At 74.9% G+C, this 9,375-nt stretch carries 2 protein-coding genes; both read left to right on the top strand.

The window, feature by feature from the left end:
- A partial coding sequence (locus ACIQ9G_RS17755) for a condensation domain-containing protein (RefSeq protein ID WP_403610002.1) occupies positions 1-2,298 on the top strand: 2,298 nt, incomplete at its 5' end.
- Complete coding sequence (locus tag ACIQ9G_RS17750) at positions 2,295-9,371, top strand: amino acid adenylation domain-containing protein (protein WP_403609999.1); 7,077 nt, start codon at positions 2,295-2,297, stop codon at positions 9,369-9,371. The genes ACIQ9G_RS17755 and ACIQ9G_RS17750, both read left to right, overlap by 4 nt.
- The last annotated feature ends 4 nt before the right edge of the window (positions 9,372-9,375 follow it).

The following is a 9,375-nucleotide window of genomic DNA, read 5'->3' as shown; positions in this document are numbered from 1 at the left end:
CTGGCCCGCGGCTACCTGGGCCGGCCCGCTCTGACCGCCGAGCGGTTCGTCGCCGCGCCCTTCGGTGGGCCCGGTGAGCGGATGTACCGCACGGGCGACCTCGTGCGCTGGCGGGTGGACGGTCAGCTGGAGTATCTGGGCCGGGCGGACGACCAGGTCAAGATCCGTGGTTTCCGTATCGAACTCGGTGAGATCGAGGCCGTGTTGGCCCGTCACGAGAGTGTCGGTCAGGTCACCGTCGTCGTCCGCGAGGACACCCCGGGCGTCAAGCAGCTCGCCGCCTACGTCGTCCCCCGCCCGCAGCAGACACCGGACCCGGCGCGGTTGCGCGCCCACGTCGGAGAGTCCCTGCCCGACTACATGATCCCGGCAGCGGTCGTCGTGCTGGATGCCTTCCCGCAGACGCCCAACGGCAAGCTGGACCGCAAGGCCCTGCCCGCCCCCGACCTGTCCGCCACCCCCGGCGGACGGCAGGCCGGCACCGAGCGGGAGGAGGCTCTCAGCCGGATCTACCGCGAGCTGCTGAACCTGACCACGGTCGGCGTCGACGACAGCTTCTTCGACCTCGGCGGCGACAGCATCATGTCCATCCAGCTCGTCAGCCGCGCCCGCCAGGCCGGACTCGTCATCACCCCCCGGCAGGTGTTCGAGCACCGCACCGTGGCCGCGCTCGCCGCCGTCGCGGGCAGCCTGGACCAGGTCGTAGGCGAGGGCCCGGACCTCGGGATCGGTGACGTGCCGCTCACCCCGGCCGTCCACTGGCTGCGCCAACGCGGCGGGCCCATCGGCCGGTTCAACCAGTCCATGCTGCTCCAGGCCCCGGCGGACCTCACCGAGGACCGGCTCACCGCAGCCCTGCAGGCGCTCCTCGACCACCACGACGCCCTGCGCGCCCGGCTGATCCGGGAGACCGGGCAGTGGCGGCTCGAGGTGCCGGAGCGCGGCACCGTCGACGCCGCGGACCAGGTACTGCGGGTGGACGCGGCGGACCTGGACGCCGCGGAGCTGCGCGCGCTCACCTCGCGGGAGAGCGAGGCCGCCTGGGGACGGATCGACCCCGACGCCGGGGTGATGCTCCAGGCGGTCTGGTTCGACGCCGGGGCCGGGCGGCCGGGACGGCTGCTGCTCGTCGCCCACCACCTGGTCGTCGACAACGTGTCCTGGCAGATCCTCGTCCCGGACCTGGCCGCCGCCTGCGAGTCGCTCGCCGCGGGGAAGGAGCCCGCGCTCCAGCCGACCGGCACCTCGTTCCGGCGCTGGGCCCAGCACCTGCTGGAACTCGCCCACACCCCGGAGCGTGAGGCCGAACTCCCGCTGTGGGAGGCCATCCTGGAGGAGCCGGACGCGCTGCTCGGCGACCGTCCGCTCGACCCCGGTCAGGACGTGTTCGCCACCATGCGCTTCCTGACCACGACCGAACCCGCCGAGCACGTCGCCCCGCTGCTGACCTCGCTGCCGGCCGCGTACCACGCCGGCGTCAACGACGTCCTGCTGACCGCGCTGGCCCTGGCGGTCGCCGACTGGCGGGCCCGCCGCGGCGAGGACGACGAGAGCGCGGTCCTCGTCGACCTGGAGGGCCACGGCCGCGAGGACGTCGTCGACGGCGTGGACCTCTCCCGCACCGTCGGCTGGTTCACCAGCCTGCACCCGGTGCGGCTGGACCCGGGCGGGTGCGACCCGGCCGGACCGGAGAGCGGCGGCCCGGCCGTCGGCGAGGCGCTCAAGCGGGTCAAGGAGCAGTTGCGCGCCCTGCCCGACCACGGACTGGGCTTCGGCCTGCTGCGCCATCTCAACCACCGCACCCGGGACGTGCTCGACGGTCTGCCCGGCCCTCAGATCAGCTTCAACTACCTGGGCCGGTCCGCCCCGGCGGGCAGCGGCGAGGCGGCGCCCTGGACGCCGGTCGCCGACGCGGAGATGGTCGGCGGCGCCGACCTGTCCGGCGGCCGGCCCGACCCGGAGACCCCGCTGACCCACGCCCTCGGCGTGAACGCCATGACCGAGGACCACCCGGACGGGCCGCGCCTGCTGCTCGTCTGGTCCTGGCCGCAAACCCTGCTGCGCGAGCAGGACGTACGCGACCTCACCGCCTGCTTCTCGCGCGCCGTGCGGGCCCTCGCGGCCCACGCCGAGCACGCCGGCATCGGCGGACTCACCCCGTCGGACCTGTCACTGGTCCGGCTCAGTCAGGACGAGCTCGACGCCTTCACCTCGGGGGCCGGGCCGGTCGCCCCGGACGACTGGGACGACGAGGACGACGAGGACGACTTCTCGGACGAATGGGAGATGGCCAAGTGAGCAGGTCCGCAATCGAGGACGTCCTCCCGCTGTCGCCACTGCAGGAGGGCATGCTGTTCCAGGCCCTGTACGACGAGGACGGGCCGGACCTCTACGTCCACCAGCTCCTCCTCGACCTCGAAGGGCCCCTGGACGCCCGCGCCCTGCGCCTGGCCGCGCGGGCACTGCTGAAGCGGCACGCGAACCTGCGGGTCGGCTTCCGCCACGACCGGTCCACCGAGCCGGTGCAGCTGGTGCACAGCCAGGTCAAGGTGCCCTGGACGCAGATCGACCTGAGCGCCCTGGACGAGGACAAGCAGGAAGCCGAACTCGCCCGGCACGCCGACGAGGACCGGGCCCGGGGCTTCGACCTCACCCGCCCGCCGCTGCTGCGGTTCACCGTCTTCCGGCTCGGCCCCGGCCGCTTCCGGCTGATGCTGACCAAGCACCACATCCTGATGGACGGCTGGTCCGTGCCGGTCCTGGTGCGGGAGCTGTTCGAGCTGTACGGGAGCAAGGGCGACCCCGCCGTGCTGCGCCCGGTCACCCCGTACCGCGACTACCTCGCCTGGCTCGCCGCCCAGGACGCGGACACCGCCCGCGAGGCGTGGCGTGCCGCGCTCGACGGCATCGACGAGCCGACCCTCGTCGCCCCGGTGCACCGGGGCCGGGAACTGGTCCGGCCCGGCTGGCTGCGGCACGAGGTGCCGCCGGAGATCACGGCAGCCCTGCTGGCCTTCGCCCGCAGCCGCTCGCTCACCGTCAACACCGTCGTCCAGGGCGTCTGGGGGCTGCTGCTGTCCGCCCTCACCGGCCGCGACGACGTCGTCTTCGGCGCCATCGTCTCGGGCCGGCCGCCGGAGATCCCGGGCGTCGACACCATGGTCGGGCTGTTCATCAACACCCTGCCGGTACGCGTCCGGTTCCGTCCCGGGGAACCGCTCGTGGACGCGCTCACCCGCATCCAGGCCGAACAGGCCGAGCTCCTCGCCCATCAGCACGTCCGGCTCACCGACGTGCAGCAGCTCTCCGGCCACCAGGAGCTGTTCGACACCACGCTCGTCTACCAGAACTACCCCGTCGACCCGACCACCGAGGAACTGGAGGTCGACGGAGTCCGGTTCAGCGGCGTCGACGGCCGCGACGGCGCGCACTACCCGCTCAACCTCGCCGCCGGCCTGATGGGCGACGACCTGCACCTGCGGCTGTGCTACGCCCCCGACCTGTTCGACGAGGCCGCCGCACGGGCCGTACTCGACCGGCTGGTAAGGCTGTTCACGGCCGTCGTCGCCGACCCCGGCCGGCCCGTCGGCCGGCTCGACGTGCTCGCCCCGGCGGAACGCCGGCGCCTGCTCGACGAGTTCAACGACAGCGCCCGCGCCGTCACCCCGGCGACCCTGCCCGAGCTGTTCCGGGCCCGGGTCGCCGAGACACCCGACGCGCCCGCGCTGCTCTTCGGCGACACCACCGTCACCTACGCCGAACTGGACGCCCGCTCCAACCGGCTGGCCCGTCGGCTCATCGAACTCGGCGTCGGACCCGAGCAGTTCGTCGCCGTGTCCGTGCCCCGCTCGGTGGAACTCGTCACCGCGCTGTGGGCGGTGCTCAAGGCGGGGGCCGGCTATCTGCCGCTCGACCCCGAGTACCCCGTCGACCGGCTCTCCTTCATGATGGCCGACGCCCGGCCCACCCTGCTGGTCACCACCGCGGCCGCCGCCGCACCGCTCGCGGACACCGCGCCGGACGTGCCCCGGCTGATCCTCGACGACCCCGGCACCACGGCCGCCCTCGCGGCCCGCGACGCCGGCGATGTCACGGACGCCGAACGGCTCACACCGCTGACCACCGCCCACCCGATGTACGTCATCTACACCTCGGGCTCCACCGGCCGCCCCAAGGGCGTCGTGGTCCCGCACCACGGCCTGGCCAGCCTGGTCGCCACCCAGGCCGACGCCGTCCAGGCGGGACCCGGCAGCCGGGTGCTCCAGTTCGCGTCGGTGAGCTTCGACGCGGGCTTCTGGGACATCGCGATGGGCCTGCTCTCCGGCGCCGCGCTCGTCCTCGGCTCCGCCGACGACCTGCTGCCCGGCGACCCGCTCGCCGCCCTGGTCCGCAGGCACCGGGTCACCCACGCCACCCTGCCCCCGGTCGCGCTCGCCTCGCTCCCGGCCGGCGACGACGTCCTCGCCGGGGCCACCCTGGTCTCCACCGGCGACGCCTGCACCCCCGAACTGGTCGCCCGCTGGGCCCCCGGCCGCCGCCTCCTCAACGGCTACGGCCCCACCGAGACCACCGTCGGCGCCACCATGAGCGGCCCCCTCGGCGTCGGCGGCACTCCGCCCATCGGACGCCCCTTCGTCAACTCCCGCGTGTACGTGCTGGACCGCTGGCTGCGCCCGGTGCCGCCCGGCGCGGTCGGCGAGATGTACATCGCCGGGCCCGGCCTGGCCCGCGGCTACCACGAGCGGCCCGGCCTCACCGCGCAGCGGTTCGTCGCCGACCCCTTCGGCCCGCCCGGCTCCCGCCTGTACCGCTCCGGCGACCTCGGGCGGTGGCGGCCCGACGGCCGGCTGGAGTTCGCCGGGCGCGCCGACCACCAGGTCAAGGTCCGCGGCTTCCGCATCGAACTCGGCGAGATCGAGTCCGTGCTCGGCCTGCACGAGAGCGTCGGCCACGCCGTGGTCGTCGTGCGCGAGGACGAGCCCGGCGACAAGCGGGTCGTCGCCTACGTGGTCCCGGCACCGGGACGCCAGGCGCGGGCCGAGGCGCTGCGCGAGCATGTCGCGGGGGTGCTGCCGGAGTTCATGGTGCCCTCCGCCACCGTCGTCCTCGACGAGTTCCCGCTGACCCCCAACGGCAAGGTCGACCGCAAGGCGCTGCCCGCCCCGGAGCTCGCCGGCTCCACCACGGGCCGCGCCCCCGAGACGGCGGAGGAGGAGGCGCTGTGCGCCCTCTTCGCCGAGGTCCTGGGTATGGAGACGGTCGGCGTCGACGACAGCTTCTTCGCCCTCGGCGGCCACTCCCTGCTCGCCACCCGCCTGGTCAGCCGGGTCCGCACGGACCTCGGCGTGGAACTCGCCATCCGGGCCCTGTTCGAGGCGCCGACCCCGGCGGAGCTGGCCGAACGGGTCGCCGCGGCCGGCGGTGCCCGGCCCCCGCTGCGGGCCGCGGACCGGCCCGAGGCGGTGCCGCTGTCCTTCGCCCAGCGCCGGCTGTGGTTCCTCAACCGCATGGAGGGCCCGAGCGCCACGTACAACATCCCGCTGGCCGTACGGCTGCACGGCCCCGTCGACCGGGCCGCTCTCGACGCGGCGCTCGCCGACGTCACGGAACGCCACGAGACCCTGCGCACCGTCTTCCCCGCCACCGACGGCGAGCCCCGCCAGCAGGTGCTCCCCGCCGGCCGGACCCGCACCGCGTTCACCTTCGCCACCGCCACCGAGGCCGAACTCGGCCCGCTGCTCGCCGCCGAGGCCGCCCGCGGATTCGACCTGACCACCGAAGTGCCCCTGCGGGCGACCCTGTTCACCACGGGGCCCGAGGAACACGTCCTGCTGCTGGTGGTCCACCACATCGCCACCGACGGCTGGTCGATGGCCCCGCTCGCCCGCGACTTCGCCGCCGCCTACGCGGCCCGCCGGGCGGGCGGCGCACCGGAACTCGCGCCGCTGCCCGTGCAGTACGCGGACTACGCGCTGTGGCAGCGCCGGGTGCTCGGCGACGAGCAGGACTCCCGCAGCGTCGCCGCGCGGCAGATCGCGCACTGGAAGCACACCCTGGCCGGCCTGCCCGACCAGCTCGAACTGCCGCTGGACCGGCCGCGCCCCGCGGTGCTCGGCAACCGCGGCGCCGGAGTCCGCTTCACCCTGGACGCGCGGCTGCACGCCCGGCTCGCCCGGCTCGCCCACGACACCCGCGCCAGCATGTTCATGGTGCTCCAGGCGGGCTTCGCCGCCGTCCTCACCGCGGAGGGCGCGGGCACCGACATCCCCGTCGGCACCCCGGTCGCCGGGCGCACCGACGACGCCCTCGACGACCTCGTGGGCTTCTTCGTCAACACGCTGGTGCTGCGCACCGACACCTCCGGCACGCCCACCTTCCGGGAACTGGTGGCCCGGGTCAGGGAGACCGACCTCGCCGCCTACGCCCACCAGGACCTGCCGTTCGAGCGGCTGGTGGAGGTGCTGAACCCGGCCAGGTCACTGGCCCGCCACCCCCTCTTCCAGGTGCTGCTGTCGGTGCACAACAACGCCGAGGCCGACTTCCGGCTCGACGGCGTGACCACCGCCCCGTACGCCGCCGAGTCGGACGTGGCCAAGTTCGACCTGGCCCTCCACCTCGGCGAACGGTTCGACTCCGCCGGTACGCCCGCCGGTGTCGACGGCGTGCTCCAGTTCCACACCGAGCTGTTCGACCGGGCCACGGCCGAGCGCCTCGCCGGGCGGCTGGACACGCTGCTCACCGCGGCCACCGACCGGCCCGACGCGCCGGTCGCCACCCTGGACGTGCTCACCCCCGCGGAGCGGGCGCGGCTGCTCGCCCACGGCGACGGCGGCACCCGCGAGACGCCGGAGGCGCCGCTGCCCGCGCTGTTCGAGGCGCAGGTCCGGCGCACCCCGCGGGCCACCGCGCTCGCCGCCGCCGAGGAGACGCTCTCCTACGAGGAGTTGAACACCCGCGCCAACCGGCTCGCCCGGCTCCTGGTGGCCCACGGCGCCGGTCCCGAGCGGGTGGTGGCGATCGCACTGCCTCGCTCGCCCGGCCTGGTGGTCGCGCTGCTCGCGGTGCTGAAGTCCGGCGCCGCCTACCTGCCGCTCGACCCGGACCACCCGGCCGAGCGCACCCGCTTCGTGCTGGCCGACGCCGCGCCCGTGCTGGTCCTGAGCGAGACGGCCGTCGCCGCCGGCCTGCCCGCCGGTCCCGCCCCGCTGCTGCTCGACACCCCGGAGACCGTCCGGGACCTCGCCGCGCGGGACGGCGCCGACCTCACCGACGCGGACCGCGCCGCCCCGCTCTCCCCGGCCCACCCCGCCTACGTCATCTACACCTCCGGCTCGACCGGCCGCCCCAAGGGCGTGGTGGTCGAACACCGCTCGGTCACCGACTACCTGAGCTGGACGGCGGCCGAGTACCCGAGCGCCGCGGGGGCCGCGCTGGTGCACTCCCCGGTCACCTTCGACCTGACCGTGACCGCCCTCTACACCCCGCTCGTCACCGGCGGCCAGGTCCGCCTGGGCGCACTCGACGACGAACCGGCGCCCGGCACCGCCGTCACGTTCCTGAAGGCGACCCCGAGCCACCTGCCGCTGCTCGCGACGGCACCCGACGCCCACACTCCGACCGGTGAACTCCTCCTCGGCGGCGAGGCGCTGACCGGCGAGGCACTCGCCGGATTCCGGGCCCGCCGGCCCGGAACCACCGTGGTCAACGTGTACGGGCCGACCGAGGCCACCGTCAACTGCGCGCAGTACCGCATCGCACCGGGACAGCCCCTGCCCGCCGGGCCCGTGCCCATCGGCCGGCCGTTCGCCAACACCCGTGCCTACGTCCTCGACGCGTGGCTGCGCCCGGTCCCGCCCCGTGTGCGCGGCGAGCTGTACATCGCCGGGGCGAGCCTGGCCCGCGGCTACCTCGACCGGGCCGCGCTCACCGCCGAGCGCTTCGTCGCCGACCCGTTCGGACCGGCCGGGACGCGTATGTACCGCACCGGTGACCTGGCGTACTGGGACGACGAGGGCCGGCTCGTGTACGCGGGCCGCGGCGACGGGCAGGTCAAGCTGCGCGGCTTTCGCGTCGAGACCGGGGAGATCGAGTCCGTACTGGCCGGGCACCCGGGCGTCACCCGGGCCGCCGTGGTGCCGCGCGAGGACGCCCCGGGCGACCGGCGCCTGGTCGCCTACGTCACCGGGGACGCCGTACCCGGAGCGGACGAGCTGCGGACGCTGGTCGCCGGCGCGCTGCCGGAGTACATGGTGCCCGCCGCGTTCGTGCCCCTCGACGCACTGCCGCTGACGCACAACGGCAAACTCGACGTACGCGCCCTGCCCGCACCGGAGTTCACCTCCTCCCAGGCCTACCGGGCACCGCGCTCCGAGCGCGAGGAGCTGCTGTGCCGGCTGTTCGCCGAGGTGCTCGGGGCGGACCGGGTCGGCATCGACGACGACTTCTTCGACCTGGGCGGCCACTCCCTGCTGATCATGCGGCTCGCCGGACGGATCCGGGAGGCGCTCGGCAGCGAACTGACCGTGCGCACCGTGTTCGAGGCACCGACGGTCGCCCGGCTCGCCGGACGGCTCGGCCACGACACCCTCGACGACGCTTTGGAGGTGCTGCTGCCGCTGCGGGCCGGCGGCGGCCTGCCGCCGCTGTTCTGCGTGCACCCCGGGCTCGGCGTCGGCTGGGTCTACTCAGGGCTCGTACCGGCTCTGGAGCGGGACCGCCCGGTCTACGCGCTGCAGGCACGGGGGCTGACCGGAGAGGAACGGCTCCCCCGGGACGCCGAGGAGATGGCCGACGACTACCTGGCCCACATCAGGAAGGTGCAGCCGCACGGCCCGTACCACCTCCTCGGCTGGTCCTTCGGCGGTCTGGTGGCCCACCTGATGGCCACCCGGCTCCAGGCCGAGGGCGAGGAGGTCGCCCTGCTCGCGCTGCTCGACGCGTACCCGACCGGGCGCAAGCACGTGGAGCACGGCGGCGACGGCTTCCTGCGCGGGCTCGCCGGGCTGACCGGCCGCGCGCCCGCCGACGAGAGCACCCCCCTCGACCACGCGGCCGTGGCCCGGCTGCTCGGCGAGGGCGAGACCGGGCTCGCCGGCCTGCGGGCCCGGCACGTGGCGGCGATCGAACGGGTCGCCGCCAACAACCAGGCCGTCGGCGACGCGCTGCGGCCCGGCCTGTACCGCGGCGACGTCCTGTACTTCCTCGCCACCGAGGGCCGCGACGCGGACGCACCGCGCGCCGAGTCCTGGCAGGCCCATGTGACCGGGCGGCTGGAGATCCACGAAGTCGCCTGCGCCCACGACGAGATGACCCGTCCCGGGCCGATCGCCGAGATCGGCCGACTGCTCGCGGACCGAGTCCGCGGTGAGTGAGGAG

It is taken from the genome of Streptomyces sp. NPDC096152, assembly GCF_044763235.1.
In the GTDB taxonomy this organism is placed as follows: domain Bacteria; phylum Actinomycetota; class Actinomycetes; order Streptomycetales; family Streptomycetaceae; genus Streptomyces.
Note: the sequence above shows the minus strand (reverse complement) of the source record. Positions and strands in the feature narration are given on the sequence as shown.